Raw genomic sequence first — 15,925 nt, forward strand, 5'->3', positions numbered from 1 at the left:
TTGCACCGCCATGTTTCCGTTTGTTGTCTGCCGCGCGATGTGACGCGGCTCACGGCATGTGGGCGCCGGCTCAGCCGAGCAGCCGGCCGATCACTTTCGCCGTGTAGTCCACCGCCGGGATGATCCGGCCGTAGTTGATGCGCGTCGGCCCGATCACGCCGATCGCGCCGACCACCTTCTCGCGCGTGTTGCGGTAGGGCGAGACGATCATGGTCACGCCGGCGGTCTCGAACAGCCGGTTCTCGGCGCCGATGAAGATCTGCACCCCGTCGGACTGCTGCGCGAGCTCCAGGAGCTGGAGCAGCGTCTCCTTCGCCTCCAGCCGCTCGAACAGGGTGCGGATCGCGTCGAGCTGCGCGAGCGCGGTGACATCGGCAAGCAGACGCGCCTGGCCGCGGATGATCAGCGCCCCGCCAGAGACCCCGCCCGAGCGGGTCGCCAGCCCGGCCTCCACCACCTTGGACGAGAGCGCGTCGAGCTCTGTACGGTGGGCCGCGATCTCCTCCTCGATCGCGCGCCGGACCTCATCGAGCGTGCGCCCGCCGAGCCGCGCATTCACGTAGTTCGAGGCCTGGACCAGGGTCGAGGGCGGGAGGCCCTGCGGCGCTTCGATCACGCGGTTCTCGACCGTGCCGTCCTCGCTCACCAGCACCGCGAGCACGCGGCCGGGCCCGAGCGCCACGAACTCGACATGGCGCAGCGGGCTCTCGCTCTTCGGCGCCAGCACCAGCCCGGCCGCTTGGCTCAGCCCCGCAAGCACGCCCGAGGCTTCGGCCAGCATCTCCTCGATCGAGCGGCCCTCCGCCGTACAGCGCGCCGCGATCGCCTCCTCCTCCTCGGCGCTCAACGCGCCGCGCTCCAGGAGCCCGTCCACGAACAGCCGGAGACCCCGGTCGGTCGGCAGCCGGCCGGCTGAGGTGTGCGGGGCGAAGATCAGCCCGCACTCCTCCAGATCAGCCATCACGTTGCGGATCGTCGCCGGCGAGAGCGCGACCGGCAGCCGGCGCGAGAGCGTGCGGGAGCCCACCGGTTCGCCGGTCTGGACATACGCCTCGACGATCTCGCGCAGGATCAGCGCCGAGCGTCCGGGCAGCCCCTGCTCCTCGGCGCGCGGTGAGGCGTCAGCAGCCTTTGTCATGGGTCACGACCTTTGCCGAGATCAACGTATGGACGGGGTACGGCCCGGTCAACGCGCGCCCTCGCGCGGCTGCTGCGCCGGGGCTATGGTCCGCGCTCGCTCTCGTGTCCCAGGAGACCCCATGCGCCCGTCCGGCCGCGCGCCCGATGCCCTTCGCCCCGTGATCCTGCAGATCAACCCGATCCGCCACGCCGAGGGCTCCTGTTTCGTCAAGTTCGGCCATACCCACGTGCTGTGCACGGCCTCGGTCGAGGGCCGCGTGCCGCCGTTCCTGCGCAACTCCGGACAGGGCTGGGTCACCGCCGAGTACGGCATGCTGCCACGGTCCACCCACACGCGGACCGAGCGCGAGGCTGCACGGGGCAAGCAGTCCGGCCGCACCCAGGAGATCCAGCGCCTGATCGGCCGCTCCATGCGCTCGGTGATCGACCTCAAGGCGATGGGCGAGATGACCGTCACGCTCGACTGCGATGTGATCCAGGCCGATGGCGGCACGCGCACGGCGGCGATCACCGGCGCCTGGGTCGCGCTCAGCCTCGCCTTCCGCAAGGTGGTGAAGAACCGCGTGCTGGCGACCTCGCCCGTGCGCAGCCAGGTCGCGGCCGTCTCCTGCGGCCTGTTCAAGGGCACGCCGGTGCTCGATCTCGACTACGCCGAGGACAGCGAGGCGGAGGCCGACGGCAATTTCGTGCTGACCGCCGACGGGGGGCTGGTCGAGGTGCAGGCGACGGCCGAGAAGCGCCCGATGCGCCCGGAGGAGGTGGATGCGCTGATGGCGCTGGCGAAGGTCGGGTGCGCGGCGCTGTTCAAGGCGCAAGCGGAGGCGCTCGGTGACTGAGCGGCGGCTCGCGCGCGGCGAGAAGCTGGTGGTGGCGAGCCACAACGCGGGCAAGCTTGCCGAGATCGCCGCGCTGCTCGCGCCGTTCGGGATCGAGGCGGTGGGCGCGCCGGCGCTCGGCCTGCCCGAGCCGGACGAGACCGGCGCGACCTTCGCCGAGAACGCGACGATCAAGGCGCTCGCGGCTGCGCGCGCGGCCGAGCTGCCGGCGCTCGCCGATGATTCCGGCTTCTCGGTCGCTGCGCTGAATGGCGCGCCGGGCGTGCACACCGCCGACTGGGCCCGGCTTCCGGACGGCACGCGCGACTATGGGGTGGCGATGGCGTTGACCCGCGCTCGCATCGGCGAGCCCGAGGACGAGGTCGCCTGGTTCACCTGCTGTCTTGCGCTCGCGTGGCCCGACGGGCAGGTCGAGACCTTCGAGGGGCGGGTGGACGGCACCTGGACGTGGCCGCCGCGGGGGTCGCAGGGCTTCGGCTACGACCCGATGTTCGTTCCCGAGGGCCATGTCGAGACCTTCGGCGAGATGGACCCCGAGACGAAGCACGCGATCAGCCATCGGGCGCGCGCGTTCGCGAAGCTGGGTGACCGGCTGGGCTGAGCCGGCGCTTTATCACTTTACGACTTTATCGCTTTACGCCCGGTTTGAAGGGGGGCCTGTCGGGCGCGATGGGGGAGTGTAGCTGGCGGCCGCGTCAGGACTGGGCGTAGGTGATGCAGGGGGTGTGGGGGACCAGCGTGGTCCCCCACTCGTGTTTCCAGGGGGGCGCGCAGCGCCCCAATGCAGCGGACCGCGGCGACGATCGGGGTGTTGGGCATTCCCCAGGCGCATCGGGCGCCGCGGCGCGCCGTTACCCGCCTCGCCGTCGCGCCGTGGCAGGAAGGGGCGCGCGGCGGATGGTGATCAGCCCCAGCAGGGCGGCCGCCAACAGGCCCACGGCGCCGGGCTCCGGCACGGGCATGGCGGTCACGAGGAACGTGCTGGTGAAGCGGACCGACGAGGTGTCGTCCATGTGCTGGTCCTCCCACCATGCGAGGCGGATCACGCTGGTCGGCTGGTCGAAGATGACGCCGAAGAAGTCGTTGAAGAACCTGTCGCTCGGAGCGCCGGAAGGGCTGACGCCGCCTGACGCCGCGTAGGCGTCCGCGAGCAGCGGGATCGGCACGAGACCAGGTCCGGGCGAGAAGTCCATGTATCCCTTGTAGTAGTCGAGCAGCCCCCCGAAGCCGAGCACCTCCTGTCCGAGATCGATCTCGATCGTCCGCAGCCCGATGCAGGGGTGCACGGCCGTGTAGCAGCCGAACAGGATGAAGAACCCGCCCTCCCACGACCCGGCGGCGGGAAACGGCCCCGGCCCTGCGAAGTACTGCGGGTGAGGGTTGCCGCCGAGGTACAGCGCGGTCCGGGTGGACGTCGCCGGCGAGCCGTCGGAGTCGAGGTAGTTCACGGTCTGGTTGTCGTGCGTCCAGGGTCCGTGGGCATCCGAGAACGTCATCCGGTCGAGCGGTGCCGCGGGCAGTGCCGTGAGCCCGTGCCCAGGCAAACCGGCGACGGCGCTGAGCCAGGCGGCAGCGTCCAGGAAGGTTGACGTGGCGGCGCGTGACGGACCCTGCGTTGTGGTGCCCAGTATGAATACAAGCGCCAGTAGACGAAGCCAGAATCTGGAACATGCGTGCATTTGTATTCCCCCACTTGACTTGCAGGAACATCTTAACAGACCGGACAACTTCACGATACAGCAGAGTAATGAGGTGCGATCGTATGGCAATTTCATGCGGCTGTTTCTGACGCATGCTGACGCTGCGCGGAATCGGCCGGATCGCGTCACGGCCCGGCCGGCAGACCGCCTCGCGGCGGCGCATTGCGGCAGGCCCCAGGTCGGACCCTCTCGGATCGGAGGCGGGGCGCCGCGCCGCCTGGTCGCGCTGTTCACGCCCCCGCGTGCGGGAGCCGCTTCGGGCCGGCCGGACGAGCGCCGGGCGCGGCCGGTGCGGGGACGGGCTGCTCGCCACGGACGACCTGCATCAGACTGTCGACGAACGCCGTGATGGCGTCCGATCGCGGCTCGTCGCGCCGGCGCACCAGCCCGATCACCCGCTCGACCGCGGGCCTGGTCAGCATGATCGCCTGAAGGGCCGGGTCCTTGGTGGCGGCGAGGGCGCTCAGCGGCAAGGTGAGCAGGCCGAGCCCCTGCTCGATCAGGCCGAGCGCCGTCGGCAATTGCTGCACCTCGTAGTGCCAGTGCACGCGGACGCCGCGCGCGTGCAGCGCCCGGTCGAGCACGGCGCGGTTGATCGTGCCGGCACTGAAACCGACCAGCCGCTCGCCGGCGAGCTCGGCCCAGGCAACGCGCCGGCGCCCTGCGAAGCGCGAGGCCGCGGTGCAGACCAGCACGAACGGATCGCGCAGCAGCGTCGTGAACACCACGCCTGGCGGCAAAGGGCCCTTGATTGCCAGGCCGAGGTCAACAGCGCGACGCGCCACCGCGTCGATCACCTCGGGCGACGAGAGCTCTCGGATGTGGATCCGCGTGCCGGGAAACCGCTCCTGGAACGCAAGGATCGTGCGCGGCAGCAGGAAATACGAGATCGTGCCGAAGGCGGCGATTGTGATCTCGCGCCGTGTCGCCTCCTCCTGCTCGCGGATCACCGCGATGGCACCGCTCAGGTCGTCGAGCACACGCCGCCCGGAATCCAGCAGCGCGGTGCCCGCGCGGGTCAGCCGGAAGTCGCGCGTGGAGCGGTCGAACAGCCGCACGCCAAGCTGCTCCTCGAGCCGGGCGATCCGTCGCGACAGCGCCGGAACGGTCCGCCCGAGCCGTCCGGTCGCCGCGGTGAGCCCGCCGGCCTCCGCGACCGCGATGAAGGTGCGCAGCCCTTCGAGGTCGATGCTCATGTTGCACAGTATGCAACAAATGCTGCAAAGATTGCATTCGACACCACGAGGGGTTCACCCCATCCTGCCCGCCAGGACGCAGCGGTCGGAGGGACGGCCCGGCGCGGCGCCCGGTGCGCCTCTCGCCCGTCCGGAGCCGATCGCCGATGAGCGTTGCCGCGACCTCCTCGCTCCGCATCGGTGTCGATGTCGGCGGCACCTTCACCGACCTCGCGGTGGTGGACGATGCGACCGGCCACATCGCCTTCCACAAGGTGCCCTCGACGCCCGACGACCCCTCGCGCGCGATCGCGACCGGCATCGCCGAGCTGCTCGACCTGATCGGCCGGCGGGCGAGCGAGGTGGGGTTTCTCGGCCACGGCACGACCGTCGCCACCAACATGGTGATCGAGCGCAAGGGCTCGCGCACGGGGATGCTGACCACGCAGGGCTTCCGGGACGTGCTGGAGATCGGCCGGCAGACCCGCCCGCATCTCTACGACTACCGCGTCAAGCGTCCGGTGCCGCTGGTGCCGCGTCGGCGGCGGCTGGAAGTGTCTGAGCGGATGGCGGCCGAGGGCGCGGTGTTGTCGCCGCTCGATCCGGCTGAGATCGAGACGCTGGCGCGGAAACTCGCGGAGGCGTGCGTGGAGGCGGTGGCGATCTGCTTCCTCCACGCCTGGCGCGACCCGAAGCACGAGCAGGCGGCGCGCGATCTCGTCGCGCGCATCCTTCCCGACGCCTACATCTCGCTCTCGAGCGAGATCTCGCCGGAGTTCCGCGAGTTCGACCGGTTCTCGACCACGGTGCTCAACACCTATGTCGGGCCGCGCGTCTCGACCTATCTCGAGCGCCTGCTCGACCGCGTCGCCGGGGTCGGCGTGCCGGTGGCACCCTACACGATCCATTCCAATGGCGGGCTGATGTCGGTCGAGACCGCGCGCGTCGCGCCCGTGCGCACCTGCCTCTCGGGGCCTGCCGCCGGCGTGAAGGGCTCGGCGGTGATCGGCGAGGAGACCGGGTTCCGCGATCTCGTCACCTTCGATGTCGGCGGCACCTCGACCGACGTCTCCGTGGTGGTGGACGGCGCCACGGTCGCGACCGGCGCGCGCCCGGCCGCGGGCCACCCGGTGCGCGTCCCCAGCATCGACATCCACGTGATCGGCGCCGGCGGCGGCTCGGTCGCCTGGATCGACGAGGGGGGCGCCTTGAAGGTCGGTCCGCACAGCGTCGGCGCCGATCCCGGCCCGGCCGCCTATGGCCGCGGCGGCACCGAGGCGACGCTGACGGATGCCAACATCGTGCTCGGCCGGCTCGATCCGGTCGCGCTGCTGCGCGGACGCATGACGGTCGATGCGGCGGCCGCGCGCGCGGTGATCGAGGAGCGCGTCGCGCGGCCGCTCGACCTGCCGCTCGAGGAGGCCGCACTCGGCATCATCCGCGTGGCGGTGGCGAACATGGGCCGCGCGATCCGTACCGTCACCACCGAGCGCGGCTTCGCGCCCGAGCGGTTCGCGCTGTTCGCCTATGGCGGCGCGGGACCGCTGCACGCGGCCGATGTCGCGGCGGAGTGCGGCATTCAGACCATCGTCGTGCCGCGCGAGCCAGGCACGCTCTGCGCGCGCGGCATCCTGCTGGCCGACGTGTCACTCGATTTCGTGCGCAGCCGCATCCGCCCGCTCGATTCCGAAGGATGGCAGGAGGCCAGCGCGGTCTTCGCCGCGATGCGCACAGACGCCGAGGCCTGGCTCGACGGCGAGCGCATCCCGCCCGCGCGGCGGCGCTTCATCACAGCACTCGACCTGCGCTATCGCGGCCAGAACCACGAGGTTCCGGTCGCGCTCACCGATGCCGCCGCATCGATCGAGACCGTGCTGGCGCTGTTCACAGAGGCGCATCGGCAGGCCTACGGCTACGCCATTCCCGGCCGCGATGTGGAACTGGTGAACTGCCGGGTCACCGCGGTCGGCCAGGTGCCGCGCGGACACCCCACGCCGCCGCCTGAGGGCGGCACGATCGCCGATGCGCTGCTCGGCGAGCGGCGCGTCTATTTCGGCGCCCGCGAGGGCTGGCTGGCCACGCCCGTGCTGGATCGTGACCGGCTCGCGATCGGGCTGACGGTGGACGGCCCGGCGATCATCGAGGAGATGAGCGCCACGCTGATCGTCGCCCCCGGCCAATCGACCACCCTCGATGCCGAGGGCAACCTGGTGATGCGCAGCGCGACCGCCGTGGCCGGCCGCCACGCGGCGACGGAGGACGCCCATGCCTGACGACCTCTCCTCCGGCCTCGCCGAGGACCCGATCGCGATGGAGGTCTTCGCCAACCGGCTGCTGTCGATCTCCGAGGAGATGGGCAACGCGCTGGTGCGCTCCTCCTTCTCGACCAACATCAAGGAGCGCAAGGACTGCTCAGTCGGCCTGCTCGACGCGGAGGGGCGCTGCGTCACCCAGGCCGCGCACATGCCGATGCATCTCGGCTCGCTGCTCGGCAGCGTCGTCTCGGTGCTCGATCGCTATCCCGTCGACGCGATGGCGGAGGGCGACGCGTTCATCTGCAACGACGTGTTCCTCGCCCACGGCACGCACCAGCCCGACATCACCATCGTCACGCCGATCTTCCACGGCGGGCGCGTGCGCTTCTTCGCCGCCAATGTCGGCCACCACTCTGATGTCGGCGGACCGCACCCGGGCTCGATGTCGCAGAGCGCGCGCTCGATCTTCGAGGAGGGCATCCGCATCCCGGTGATGCGCTTCACGCGCGAGCACCGGATCGACGAGGACCTGCTCAACATGATCGCGCACAACACGCGCGAGCCGGAGGAGCGTGCGCTCGATCTCCGCGTCCAGGTGGCGGTGAACCAGCGCGGCGCGGAGCTGGTCGCGCGGCTGGTCGCGGCCGAGGGGATCGAGGCGGTCGAGCGCAGTGTGGAGGACCTGCTGCGCTACACGCGGCGGCGCCTGCGCGCGCGCATCGCCGCGCTGCCGGACGGCACCTGTCGCGGCGAGCGCTGGATGGATGGCGACGGTGTCGCGGGCAGCGAACTGCTGCCGATCCGCGTGGCGGTGACGATCCGCGGCTCGGACATCCTGATCGACTTCGAGGGCACCGGCCCGCAGGCGCGCGGCGCGCTGAACCTGTCGCGGAGCGGCCTGGAAGCCACCTGCGCCTATGCGGTCAAGACCATGCTCGACCCGGAGATCCCGCCCAACAGCGGGCTGTTCGGCGGCATCGCGATCACCGCGCCCGAGGGCACGATCGTCAACCCGCGCTTCCCCGCCGCGACCTGCACGCGCGCGATCACCGCGAACCGCGTGGCCGGCGCGATCATCGCCGCGCTGAACCAGGTGGCGCCGCCGGAGCGCAAGCTCGCCGCGAGCAACGACTCCGTGCCCGCGATGGTGCTGTCGGGCCAGCGCCCCGGCGGCACCTATGTCTATATCGAGACGCTCGGCGGCGGGATCGGCGCGATGCACGGGCAGGACGGCATGGAAGCCTCGCACGTGCACGTCACGAACAGCTCCAACCTGCCGGCCGAGGCGATGGAGATCGAGTACCCCGTGCTGGTGGATCAGTACGCGCTGGTCGAGGACAGCGGCGGCGCCGGGCGCTGGCGCGGGGGCCTCGGGATCCTGCGCCAGATCCGCTCGCGCGCCGACGACACGCTGTTCACCGCGCGCTCGGACGGGCACATCGCCGTGGCGCCCGGTCTGGAGGGCGGGCGCGACGGCGGCCCGGCCGAGGTGGTGTTCCTGCCGACCGATGGTCCGCCACAGGCGCTCGGCGCGGGGATCACGGCGATCCCGATGCGGACGGGCGCGGCCGCGCGGGTCGAGACACCCGGCGGTGCCGGGCTCGGCGATCCGGCGGCGCGCGACCCGCTCGCGCTCGCCGAGGACATCGCCGACGGAAAGACAAGCCGCGCGAACGCGGTGCGCGACTACGGGGAGACTGCCGTCGCGGCAGCCGAGGCACTCTGGACGACAAAGGGAGACAGGTGATGCTGACACGACGCACGGCGCTGCTCGCAGGCGGCGCCGCACTGGCGGGATCGGCCGCGCATGGCCAGGCCGCGTTTCCGACGCGCCCGATCCGGCTGATCATTCCGTTCGCGGCCGGCGGCGGCACCGATGTGCCGGGGCGCATCCTCGCCGACGCGATGACGACCTCGCTCGGCCAGCCTGTGGTGGTCGAGAACCGCACCGGTGCGGGCGGCACGATCGGCATGGAACTGACGGTGCGCGCAGCCCCCGACGGCTACACCCTGGTGCTGACCAGCAACGGCGCGATGTCGAGCTCCAAGCTGATCTATCCGAACCTCGCCTTCGACCCGCAGACCGACCTGCTGCCGATCAGCAACTGGTTCAAGGTGGACAACGTCATCGCGGTGAAGGCCGACAGCCGGTTCCGCCGGGTCGCGGATGTGCTCGAGGCCGCGCGCAAGGAGCCGGGGAAGATCACCTTCGGCTCGGGCGGGCACGGCTCGACGCTGCACCTGATGGGCGAGATGTTCCAGTACCGTGCCGGCGTGCAGATGGTGCACGTGCCGTATCGCGGCGGTGCCGCGGCGCTGACCGACCTGATCGCGGGCAATCTCGACACGGCCTTCGACTCGACCCCCTCGATCGGCCCGCAGATCAAGGCTGGTGCCGTGCGCGCGCTTGCCGTGTGCGGTGCCACGCGCAGCCCCTTCTTCCCCGATGTGCCGACGATGACCGAGGAGGGGATCAGGGACTTCCAGGAGTTCTCCTGGGGCGGCGTGTTCGCGCCGCGCGCAACCCCGGCACCGGTCGTCGAGCGGCTCGCCGCCGCGATCATCGCCGCCGGCCGCAACCCGGCAGTGATCGCGCGGATGGCGCAGGCCTACGCGGAGGCGATCCCGAACACCCCGGCCGAGTTCGCGCGGGTGGTCCGCGACGAGGCGGCGCGGTGGGAGCCGGTGGTGCGCGCGGCGAACATCGTCGCGAACTAGCGCGCTGACGGGCGGGGCCGCGGCCGGCCCCGCCTTCCGCTCACGTGGGCGAGGACGACGGGATGGATGTTTCTCACGCGGACGAACCGCTGCTGCTGACGCCCGGCCCGGTGACGCTGTCGGCGCGCGTGAAGCAGGTGATGCTGCACGACTACGCCTCGGGTGACGAGCGCGTGCTGGCCGAGCTCGCCTTCTGCCGGCGCTACCTGGTCGGGCTCTGCAACGGCGAGCGCAGCCACACCGCCGTCCCGATCGTCGGCAGCGGCACCTCGGGCGTCGAGGCGGCGATCGGCACCTTCGTGCCGCGCAACGGCAAGCTGCTGATCCACACCAACGGCATCTACGGCGACCGCATCGTGGAGGTCGCGCGACGGCTGGGCATGCCGCAGGCGAGCTTCCGCACCGCTCCCTTCACGCCGCCGACCGTCGCGGAGTTCGAGGACCGGCTGAAGGCCGATCCCGCGATCACCCATGTGATGGTGGTGCATTGCGAGACCTCGACTGGCATCCTCAACCCGATCGAGGCGATCGCGGACCTGTGCAAGCGCATGGGCAAGGGGCTGCTGATCGACGCGGTCGCGTCGTTCGGCGCGTTCATGCTGGACGCCAGGGCGCTGGTGTTCGACGCCGCGGTCACCTCGGCGAACAAGGGGCTGCAGGCGCCGCCCGGTCTCGCCTGGATCGTCGCCAAGCGCTCCGCGCTCGAAGAGGCGAAGGGCAACGCGCAGAGCCTGACGCTCGATCTCTGGGACCAGCACCAGCACATGGAGCGGACGGGAATGTTCCGCTTCACGCCCGCGACGCACCTGATCCTGGCGATGGGCGAGGCGCTGCGCGAGCACCAGGAGGAAGGCGGCATCGAGGGCCGCCAGGCGCGCTACCGCGCGAGCTGGCGGCGGCTGGTGGACGGGATGCGCCAGATGGGCTTCCGCACCCTGCTCGACGACGCGGACGCCTCCCCGATCGTCGCGACCTTCCACGAGCCGGAGGACCCGGCCTACAGCTTCCAGGCGCTCTATGCCGGGATGAAACGGCGCGGCTTCGTGATCTTCCCGGGCCGGCTGGCCGCGGCGAACACGTTCCGCATCGCCTGCATCGGCACGGTCACGCCGGAGGATATCGGCCGCGCGCTCGATGCGCTCGCCGACACGCTGGACGAGATGGGTGTCAGGATCGCCGGCCGCGCCGTGGCGGCCGACTGACAGCCGGGACTGGCGGGGCGGCCGCGCGCACGACCGGCCCTGATTGCCGCCTCACGGCGCGGCGTCGGCCCTGAAGCGGAACGGATGGAACGGCGCGATCGGCAGGTTGGTCGTCCCGTCCAGCGCAAGCTGCGCCACCATCGCGCCCACCGCCGGGGCGATCGCGAAGCCGTGGCCGGAGAAGCCGAAGGCGTGCACCAGGCCCTCGCTGCGGCCGGGGCCGATCACCGGGAGGTCGTCCGTCGCCACGCCCTCGATCCCCGCCCAGATGTGCACGAGCTCGCTGCCGGCGAGCACGGGGAACAGCTCGAGCGCGGTCTTCGCCGAGTAGGCGGCGCGGTCGATGTCGAGCACCACCCGGCCGGTGTCGAGATCGCCCACTCCCTTGTGCCCGCCACCGATCATGACGTGGCCGGAGGCGAGCTGCTTGAACGACAGCGGCCGTCCGGTCGCGCCCACCACCGGCGTGACGAAAGGCGGAAGCGGCGAGGTCAGCAGCATCATGAAGGCCGAGAACCGCAGCGGGATCATCTCGCCCGCCATGCGCGCGATCCGCGGCCCCCAGGCGCCGGCGGCGTTCACCACGATCGGCGCGGTATCGCGGGTTCCGTCCGCGAGCGCGACGTGCCAGAGCCCTGCCGAACGCTCGAGCCCGATCACGTGCGCGCCCTCACGCACGACCGCGCCCGCTGCCTCGGCCGCGCGGCGGAAGGCGAGCGCGGTGCGGTAGGGGGTGGCGAAGCCGTCGGTGCGCACCACGAGCCCGCCGACGCAATGCGGCGCGATCGCGGGCAGCAGGTGCCGCAGTTCGTCGCGATCGACCAGCTCCTCATGCGCCCAGCCGCGCGCGCGCATCGCGCGGACGCGCGCGGCGAGCTGCGCGAACTCGGCATCGGTCTCGGCGACCTTCACCTGGCCGCCCTCGGTGTAGCCGCAATCGTCGCCGACCAGGCCCGTGATGCCGCGCCACATCTCGAGTGCGGCGAGCGCGATCGGCACCTCGGCAAAGTCGCGCCCGAGCGTGCGCACCCCGCCCGCCGAGGCCGAGGAGGCGTAGGCGGCGATCCGGTCTGCTTCCAGCACCAGCACGCGCTGCCCGCGCCGCGCGAGCTGCACCGCGGCCGAGAGCCCGTGCAGCCCGCCGCCGATGACGATGACGTCGTGGCTCATGCGAGCGCCGGATCGGTCTGGAGGGGACGGGGCGGCGGCCGTTCGCCGGCGCGTGCGGCGAGGGCGGCGAAGGGGATCGGCACGGCGGGGGTGAACGGGATCGGCTCCGCGTCGGTGCGGTCCCGCAGCACCGTCGCGATGCCGACCGCGCCCGCATCGCGCAGCTCGACCTTCGTGACGCCGAGCGAGCCGGCCGGCACGTCGTCCTCGTTCACGCGTTCCGGTACGGGCCCGACCGTCACGGCGTCTTTCGCCGCGAGGCCGAGGATCGCCTGCGCAACGACCCGGCCGTGACGCACGGCCTCGTCCTCCGTCGCGGCGCCGAGCACCGCGCCGGCGGCGAACACACCCGGAACGCCGGTGCGCCCCTGGGGATCGACCACCGGCCGCCAGGCGCGTGTCCGGCAGCCGAGCGCCAGCAACAGATGGAGCACCGGCGCCGCGACGACGAGGATGTCGAACGGCACGGCATCGATCTGTCCGGCGTGCAGGACCCACAGTCGACCGGGTTCGGCATGCCACGCCGTCGCGTCGGGACGGGCGACAAGGCGCGCGTCGGGCAAGAGCGCCGCGGCCGCGCGGCCAGCAGGGCCCGCGCCGACGATGACGATGCGCTCAGCCATGCGCAAGCTCCCCGACGGTGAGCGGCTTGTAGGGAGCGCGCGGACGGTAGGTGCCGGCCTCGGCTACCGCAATCCCGCGCTCGCACGCGATCAGCGCCGCGACGGTCGGGCCGCAGAGCCGTCCCTGGCACGCGCCCATGCCGCACCGCAGATACGCCTTCGCCTGGTTCGGCCCAGTGGCTCCAAGGCGCGCGGCCCGGCGCACCTGGCCGGCCGTCACCTCCTCGCAGCGGCAGACGATGGTTGTGTCGTCGGGGGGCGTCAGCACCTCCGGCGGAGGCCGGTAGAGCGCATCGAGGAACGGACGGATCGCGAGCGCGCGCGCGCGCTCGGCAAGCGGTGCGGCGGCCTCGGCATCACGCCGCGCCCGGTCGATCCGCCCGAGCCGGTGCGCGGCATCGAGCGCCGCGAGCCGGCCGAGCGCGCGGGCGGCCTGCCAGCCGCCGATCCCGGCACCGTCGCCCGCGATCGCGATCCGCTCGGCCGAGCTCGCGCCGAAATCGTCGATGCGCGGGCGCCAGCAGAGCTGCGCCTCGTCCCAGTCATGCACGAGGCCGAGCGCGAGCGGGACCTGCACGTTCGGGATGACGCCCTCGTGCAGCAGCAGCGTGGCCACGTCGCGGCTGCCGCCGGTCCACCTGACGCGTTCGAGACGTTCGCTGCCCTCGGCGCGCAGCCCGCGCACGCCCTGGATCACGGGCACGCCGGCGCGCGCGGCCGCGCGCATCATCGCGATCCCCTTCCGCAACCAGGCGCGGCCGCGCCAGAGCCCCGGCAGGTGGCCGAGCGCCGTGCCGATGGTGCCGGCGCGGCGCGTCTCCAGGATGGCGGCTGGCGGTGCGCCGGCCGCGATCAGCTGCTGCGCGATCAGCCACAGCAGCGGTCCCTGCCCGGCGAGCACCGTCGGCCCCACCGGCACCGCGGCGGCGGTCTTGAGCAGGATCTGCGCCGCGCCGGCGGTCATCACGCCGGGCAGGGTCCAGCCGGGGATCGGCACGGGCCGCTCCATCGCGCCGGTCGCGAGCACGACGCGCTTCGCATCGAGTCGCGAGGTGCGGCCGCCATGCGCCAGAGAGAGTTCCCCGTCCGGATCAAGATGCCAGAGCGTCGTTCCGGGCAGGGAGCGCACGCGGCTCGCGCGCAGCCGGGCCGCGTCCTCGCGGCCGGCGAGATAGTCCTCGCCCAGCGTCTCGGCCGCCTGCGCGCGCTCGATGCCGCGCCAGATCTGCCCGCCCGGCGCGGGCTGCTCGTCGATCAGCGCGACCGAGAGGCCGAGCCGGTCTGCCTCCAGTGCCGCGGCGAGGCCGGCAGGGCCGGCACCGATCACCGCGAGATCGACTGCCTCCGTCATTCTGCGTCCGTCTCGATGACCCGCGCGCCGCGCTGCGGCCGGATCGTCATGCCCTCGCGCACCTCCACCATGCAGGATTGGCGGTTCGGCACGGAGTCGATCTCGGCGAGGCAGTCGAAGCACACGCCCATCATGCAGTAGGGCAGGCGCTTCGCCCCCGTGACGGGCGTTTCGCGGACCGCCGGCAGGCCGGCGGCGAGCACCGCGGCCGCAGCCGAGGCGCCCTCGGGCACCGCCACCTCGCGCCCCTCCACGCGCACGCGCACGGTGGCGCGCGCCTCAGGCCGCAGCCGGAACATCGAAGCGCGCGGGCGTGAAGGGGGCGAGCATCGGATCGAGGGCTCCCTCGGCGATCATCGGGGCAAGGGCGAAGGCGTGGGCCGCGGCGAGCGTCACGCCGGAGTGGCAGTTGGCGACGAAGGCGCCGGGCGCGGTGCGCGACTGCGCGTAGATCGGCAACCCGTCGGCCGACATCACGCGCAGCGCCGACCAGGCGCGCACGATGTTCAGCTCCGCGAGCCAGGGAAAGGAGGCGACCGCGCGCGCCGCGATCATCGCCATCACGTCGGGGCTCTGGCTGACGTCGAAGCCTGCGTCCTCCTTCGAATCCCCCATCATGATCGTGCCTTCGCCGGTCTGGCGCACGAAGGTGGTGGGCATCGGCAGGACCCGGCGCGCGCGCTCGGTCACCAGCACCTGGCCCTTGTTCGGCGCCACCGGTGCCGAGAGCCCGAACAGCGGCGCAAGGTCGCGATTGCCGAGGCCGGCAGCCAGCACCACGCGCGTGGCGAGGATCTCGCCCGCCTGCGTGCTCAGCCGGAAGTCGTGCGGCTTGGCGCTCGCACCGGTGAGCCGCGCATTCGGCAGGTAGCGCCCGCCCGCTTCGGTGAACGCACGGTGCAGCGCGTGCAGGAGCTTCAGCGAATTGACGTGGCCGTCATAGGGCGTCCAGGTTGCGCCGACCACCTTCGGGCCAATCCCCGGCAGCATGTCGGCGAGTTCGCGGCCCTGGACCAGCCGGTACTCGTAGCCGTGATTGCCCGCGCCGATGCGCAGCCGCTCGAGCAGCGCGAGGCGCTCGTCGATCTCCGCGTCGGTGAAGCAGAGATGCACGCCGCCCGGCTGGTGCAGTTCGGTCTCGATTCCGGTCGCATCGCGCAGGGCATCGCGCAGCCCCGGCCACTCCGTCGCCGAAAGCCGCGTCCAGCGCGTATAGGCCGGCTGGCCGTCGCCCTTGCCCTGCACCCACACGAGCGCGAAGTTGCCGCGGCTCGCGCGGAACGCGACATCGCCCTCGTCGAGCAGCACCACCGAGAGGCCGCGGCGGAGCAGTCCCCACGCGATCGCCGCGCCGACCAGCCCGCCGCCGACGACGGCCGCGTCGCACCGCTGCGCCGTCATCGCTCGTCGCCTCCGTTCATGCGCCCCGCGAGCGCCCAGCCGCGCTCGCCGACGTATTGCGTGTTGTACATCAGCCCGGTGCCGACCAGGCCGATGCCGATCGCACGGTCGCCGGCGAAGCGCGCGGCCGGCACGATGTCGTCCGCCGGCAGGCCGGTGATCGTGCCGCGGAAGCCGGGCGGGATCGCGACGCATATCGGGTCGTCATCGAGCAAGGCGGCACCGATCTGCTCGTCGGCCCGCTGGGCCTGGAGGTCCGCCAGCGCATCGGTGCCCGACCGGATGTGTCCGCGTGATCGGGATCGGGCCGCGCGCCGGGCGTGCCGGTCGGGTGTGCGGGGCTGTCGCGGGACT

The 15,925-nt window shown here is 72.3% G+C and carries 15 protein-coding genes; 6 read left to right on the plus strand and 9 right to left on the minus strand.

The annotated features are described in order from the left end of the window. Nucleotides 1-70 precede the first annotated feature (70 nt). Complete coding sequence (hrcA, locus tag ACTIFU_RS00810) at nt 71-1,138, minus strand: heat-inducible transcriptional repressor HrcA (protein WP_439576372.1); 1,068 nt, start codon at nt 1,136-1,138, stop codon at nt 71-73. Nucleotides 1,139-1,259: 121 nt separating this feature from the next. Here hrcA and rph point away from each other — a divergent pair, with 121 nt between their 5' ends. Both rph and rdgB read left to right on the plus strand, forming a co-directional pair. Then, nucleotides 1,260-1,976: a ribonuclease PH gene (gene rph, locus ACTIFU_RS00815; RefSeq protein ID WP_439576373.1), complete on the plus strand. Its 717-nt coding sequence runs from the start codon at nt 1,260-1,262 to the stop codon at nt 1,974-1,976. Then, nucleotides 1,969-2,577, plus strand: a complete 609-nt coding sequence (gene rdgB, locus ACTIFU_RS00820; protein WP_439576374.1) for an RdgB/HAM1 family non-canonical purine NTP pyrophosphatase — start codon at nt 1,969-1,971, stop codon at nt 2,575-2,577. The genes rph and rdgB overlap by 8 nt, the downstream gene beginning before the upstream one ends. 250 nt (nt 2,578-2,827) lie before the next feature. Here the strand turns inward: rdgB and ACTIFU_RS00825 are convergent, their stop codons facing one another. Together ACTIFU_RS00825 and ACTIFU_RS00830 are read right to left on the minus strand one after the other, a co-directional pair. Then, nucleotides 2,828-3,472 carry a PEP-CTERM sorting domain-containing protein gene (locus ACTIFU_RS00825; RefSeq protein ID WP_439576375.1) on the minus strand — a complete coding sequence of 215 codons (645 nt, stop codon included), beginning with the start codon at nt 3,470-3,472 and terminating at the stop codon, nt 2,828-2,830. A 434-nt stretch (nt 3,473-3,906) separates the two neighbouring features. Further along, nucleotides 3,907-4,872 carry a LysR family transcriptional regulator gene (locus ACTIFU_RS00830; RefSeq protein WP_439576376.1) on the minus strand — a complete coding sequence of 322 codons (966 nt, stop codon included), beginning with the start codon at nt 4,870-4,872 and terminating at the stop codon, nt 3,907-3,909. 146 nt (nt 4,873-5,018) lie between these two features. On the opposite strand from ACTIFU_RS00830, the gene ACTIFU_RS00835 reads away from it, so the two are divergent. The 4 genes from ACTIFU_RS00835 (at nt 5,019) to ACTIFU_RS00850 (ending at nt 11,026) form a co-directional block, all read left to right on the plus strand. Further along, the gene (locus tag ACTIFU_RS00835) at nt 5,019-7,124 is read left to right on the plus strand and encodes a hydantoinase/oxoprolinase family protein (protein WP_439576377.1); all 2,106 of its coding nucleotides are present in this window, start codon (nt 5,019-5,021) and stop codon (nt 7,122-7,124) included. Continuing rightward, a complete protein-coding gene (locus tag ACTIFU_RS00840; RefSeq protein WP_439576378.1) occupies nt 7,117-8,853 on the plus strand; it encodes a hydantoinase B/oxoprolinase family protein in 1,737 nt (578 codons plus the stop codon). The genes ACTIFU_RS00835 and ACTIFU_RS00840 overlap by 8 nt, the downstream gene beginning before the upstream one ends. Beyond that, nucleotides 8,853-9,824 carry a Bug family tripartite tricarboxylate transporter substrate binding protein gene (locus tag ACTIFU_RS00845; RefSeq protein WP_439576379.1) on the plus strand — a complete coding sequence of 324 codons (972 nt, stop codon included), beginning with the start codon at nt 8,853-8,855 and terminating at the stop codon, nt 9,822-9,824. Before ACTIFU_RS00840 ends, ACTIFU_RS00845 begins: the two co-directional genes overlap by 1 nt. A 62-nt stretch (nt 9,825-9,886) precedes the next feature. After that, on the plus strand, nt 9,887-11,026 hold the full coding sequence (locus tag ACTIFU_RS00850) for a 2-aminoethylphosphonate--pyruvate transaminase (RefSeq protein ID WP_439576380.1): 1,140 nt from the start codon (nt 9,887-9,889) through the stop codon (nt 11,024-11,026). Between the two features lie 51 nt (nt 11,027-11,077). On the opposite strand, the gene ACTIFU_RS00855 is transcribed toward ACTIFU_RS00850, so the two are convergent. From ACTIFU_RS00855 to ACTIFU_RS00880, 6 genes are read right to left on the minus strand one after another with little or no spacing between them, the layout of a single operon-like run. Beyond that, nucleotides 11,078-12,196 carry an NAD(P)/FAD-dependent oxidoreductase gene (locus ACTIFU_RS00855; RefSeq protein ID WP_439576381.1) on the minus strand — a complete coding sequence of 373 codons (1,119 nt, stop codon included), beginning with the start codon at nt 12,194-12,196 and terminating at the stop codon, nt 11,078-11,080. Beyond that, on the minus strand, nt 12,193-12,819 hold the full coding sequence (locus ACTIFU_RS00860) for a hypothetical protein (RefSeq protein WP_439576382.1): 627 nt from the start codon (nt 12,817-12,819) through the stop codon (nt 12,193-12,195). Before ACTIFU_RS00860 ends, ACTIFU_RS00855 begins: the two co-directional genes overlap by 4 nt. After that, nucleotides 12,812-14,170, minus strand: a complete 1,359-nt coding sequence (locus tag ACTIFU_RS00865; protein ID WP_439576383.1) for an FAD-dependent oxidoreductase — start codon at nt 14,168-14,170, stop codon at nt 12,812-12,814. Before ACTIFU_RS00865 ends, ACTIFU_RS00860 begins: the two co-directional genes overlap by 8 nt. Then, nucleotides 14,167-14,469 carry a 2Fe-2S iron-sulfur cluster-binding protein gene (locus ACTIFU_RS00870; protein ID WP_439576384.1) on the minus strand — a complete coding sequence of 101 codons (303 nt, stop codon included), beginning with the start codon at nt 14,467-14,469 and terminating at the stop codon, nt 14,167-14,169. Before ACTIFU_RS00870 ends, ACTIFU_RS00865 begins: the two co-directional genes overlap by 4 nt. Then, entirely contained in the window at nt 14,450-15,571 is a 1,122-nt protein-coding gene (locus ACTIFU_RS00875; protein WP_439576385.1) for an NAD(P)/FAD-dependent oxidoreductase, read from the minus strand. Before ACTIFU_RS00875 ends, ACTIFU_RS00870 begins: the two co-directional genes overlap by 20 nt. Beyond that, entirely contained in the window at nt 15,568-15,786 is a 219-nt protein-coding gene (locus ACTIFU_RS00880) for a hypothetical protein (protein ID WP_439576386.1), read from the minus strand. Before ACTIFU_RS00880 ends, ACTIFU_RS00875 begins: the two co-directional genes overlap by 4 nt. Between the last annotated feature and the right edge of the window lie 139 nt (nt 15,787-15,925).

The sequence above is a fragment of the Elioraea sp. genome (genome assembly GCF_051860475.1).
Classification (GTDB): Bacteria; Pseudomonadota; Alphaproteobacteria; order Acetobacterales; family Acetobacteraceae; genus Elioraea.

What these genes read in the sequence shown, in the direction of transcription:
- hrcA (WP_439576372.1), bottom strand. Translation starts at nt 1,138, where the DNA reads ATGACAAAGGCTGCTGACGCCTCACCGCGCGCCGAGGAGCAGGGGCTG.
- rph (WP_439576373.1), top strand. Translation starts at nt 1,260, where the DNA reads ATGCGCCCGTCCGGCCGCGCGCCCGATGCCCTTCGCCCCGTGATCCTG.
- ACTIFU_RS00825 (WP_439576375.1), bottom strand. Translation starts at nt 3,472, where the DNA reads ATGACGTTCTCGGATGCCCACGGACCCTGGACGCACGACAACCAGACC.
- ACTIFU_RS00830 (WP_439576376.1), bottom strand. Translation starts at nt 4,872, where the DNA reads ATGAGCATCGACCTCGAAGGGCTGCGCACCTTCATCGCGGTCGCGGAG.
- ACTIFU_RS00835 (WP_439576377.1), top strand. Translation starts at nt 5,019, where the DNA reads ATGAGCGTTGCCGCGACCTCCTCGCTCCGCATCGGTGTCGATGTCGGC.
- ACTIFU_RS00840 (WP_439576378.1), top strand. Translation starts at nt 7,117, where the DNA reads ATGCCTGACGACCTCTCCTCCGGCCTCGCCGAGGACCCGATCGCGATG.
- ACTIFU_RS00845 (WP_439576379.1), top strand. Translation starts at nt 8,853, where the DNA reads ATGCTGACACGACGCACGGCGCTGCTCGCAGGCGGCGCCGCACTGGCG.
- ACTIFU_RS00850 (WP_439576380.1), top strand. Translation starts at nt 9,887, where the DNA reads ATGGATGTTTCTCACGCGGACGAACCGCTGCTGCTGACGCCCGGCCCG.
- ACTIFU_RS00855 (WP_439576381.1), bottom strand. Translation starts at nt 12,196, where the DNA reads ATGAGCCACGACGTCATCGTCATCGGCGGCGGGCTGCACGGGCTCTCG.
- ACTIFU_RS00860 (WP_439576382.1), bottom strand. Translation starts at nt 12,819, where the DNA reads ATGGCTGAGCGCATCGTCATCGTCGGCGCGGGCCCTGCTGGCCGCGCG.
- ACTIFU_RS00865 (WP_439576383.1), bottom strand. Translation starts at nt 14,170, where the DNA reads ATGACGGAGGCAGTCGATCTCGCGGTGATCGGTGCCGGCCCTGCCGGC.
- ACTIFU_RS00870 (WP_439576384.1), bottom strand. Translation starts at nt 14,469, where the DNA reads ATGTTCCGGCTGCGGCCTGAGGCGCGCGCCACCGTGCGCGTGCGCGTG.
- ACTIFU_RS00875 (WP_439576385.1), bottom strand. Translation starts at nt 15,571, where the DNA reads ATGACGGCGCAGCGGTGCGACGCGGCCGTCGTCGGCGGCGGGCTGGTC.